This is a genomic window from Acinetobacter sp. 1542444, from assembly GCF_000581835.1.
GTDB classification, from domain to species: domain Bacteria; phylum Pseudomonadota; class Gammaproteobacteria; order Pseudomonadales; family Moraxellaceae; genus Acinetobacter; species Acinetobacter pittii.
The window spans coordinates 1-1,854 of sequence record NZ_JEYA01000018.1; the positions used below are offsets into that span (position 1 = coordinate 1).

Annotated in this window: 2 protein-coding genes and 1 pseudogene; all 3 read left to right on the forward strand. The window is 37.9% G+C overall.

Features of this window, described 5'->3' with window-relative positions; genetic code table 11:
* On the forward strand, positions 1-206 hold a 206-nt coding region (locus tag J580_RS22680; RefSeq protein ID WP_032006074.1), incomplete at its 5' end, for a spore coat protein U domain-containing protein.
* A gap of 83 nt (positions 207-289) precedes the next feature.
* Entirely contained in the window at positions 290-997 is a 708-nt protein-coding gene (locus tag J580_RS22685; RefSeq protein WP_032006077.1) for a molecular chaperone, read from the forward strand.
* 40 nt (positions 998-1,037) lie between these two features.
* Positions 1,038-1,854 (forward strand): annotated as a pseudogene (locus J580_RS22690) (fimbrial biogenesis outer membrane usher protein); the annotation flags it as partial.

The following is a 1,854-nucleotide window of genomic DNA, read 5'->3' on the forward strand; positions in this document are numbered from 1 at the left end:
GGGCGGCTAGCAACGAATACATTCCTTACAATCTTTTCTCAGATACTAACCGTGCCACAGCAATTGGTATTGCAACAACTGCATATAGCGGTACAGGTACTGGTGCAGCACAAACAGTTAACGTCTATGGTCGTATTCCTGCTGGCTCAACTTTACCAAGTGCAGGTAGCTATGTTGACACTGTGACTGTAACAGTGACTTATTAATTTTTAATAAGTTTTATTGCGTCATTGCTAGCTCTTTTTTAAAGGAGCTAGCTCAATTTGAGAAAAGTAGTTCTGGGCAAATCATGAAAAAAAATATCTTTGTTGTGACAAGTTTATTGTTATTTTTGCCTAGTATGCTAAATGCAGCATCAATCCGCCTTTCACCTGTTAGTGTTGAAATATTGAGTGATCAGGCTGCATCTTCCATTAGTTTATATAACCAGTCAAATGAAAGTGCTGATTTGCAGGTGCGTGTATTTGAATGGAGACAAAATGCTGGGCAAGATCAATTAGTCCCTACGGATGAGATTGTAATTAGTCCACCATTTTTAAAACTACAACCTAGTGACTCTTATAACTTACGTGTAGTTAGAATTAACCCAGAACCTGTTTCTGGTGAAAAAACTTATCGTATTATTATTGATGAGTTACCAAAACCGATTGATAGTCGTAAAGCTGATCAAGGGGTTAACGTACTATTACGTTCGTCATTACCTGTATTTGTAGTAAATAAAGATGCGATTACTAAACTGAATTGGTCAATACAACAAGAACAAAATAACGCTTATCTCACCATAAGTAATGTCGGTAATCGACATGCGCTTTTAAATAACTTAATACTTGTCGATACAACAGAAAATAAAAGCTATCCCATTAAAGTAAACACCGTGAATGGTTATATTCTTGCCGGGAAATCGAGAAACTTTAATATCAGTCCTGATTTTAAATTTCAAGCAGATCATAAATATAATATTTCATTAAATATTAACGGTAAGCAAACATCTCTTTAAAGAGGCACATATGAAATATATCGTAAGTGCCTTATGTGTTATGTACTTGCCGATTCATGCCGCTGCTGAATCATTACAAGATAGTACCAATGCTGTCTTACCAAGTATTCCGGAAGTTCCGAATTCTGCTCATCAGGCATTTGGTTCTGATCAGGGATATATCCAGCTATTTTTAAATATTTCGATTAACTCAAATATTTCTAAAGATTTAATATCGGTACGGCAGGATCAAGATAGAAAACTATATATCCGCTCTCGTGATTTAAAAGCTTTAAGAGTAAAAATGGATGAACATATCCCAGATAACCAGTGGGTATGTATTAATGATTTGAACGGAATCCAGTTTAAATATCTCGAAAATGAGCAGTCTCTAAACTTAAAAGTTCCGTCGAACATGTTAACGGGTTACTCAGTTGACTTAAATGGCCAGCAGGTCACTAGCCCACGTTTGCTAAAGATGAAGCCCTTAAACGCGGCTATTCTGAACTACAGCCTGTATCAGACTATGACCAATGATGAGAATGTTTTCTCTGGTTCGGCAGAAGGGATCTTTAATAGCGCAATTGGTAACTTCTCATCAGGCGTTTTATATAACGGTAGTAATGAAAATAGTTATAGCCATGAAAAGTGGGTACGACTGGAAACTAAGTGGCAATATGTCGACCCTGAAAAGATCAGGATATATACCCTAGGGGACTTTATTTCTAATAGCCCAGACTGGGGAAGCAGTGTCCGTCTTGCGGGTTTCCAGTGGTCGAGTGCTTATAGTCAACGCGGTGATATTGTCACCTCGGCACTCCCACAATTCTCCGGCTCGGCAGCATTGCCTTCAACACTGGATTTATACGTCAACCAGC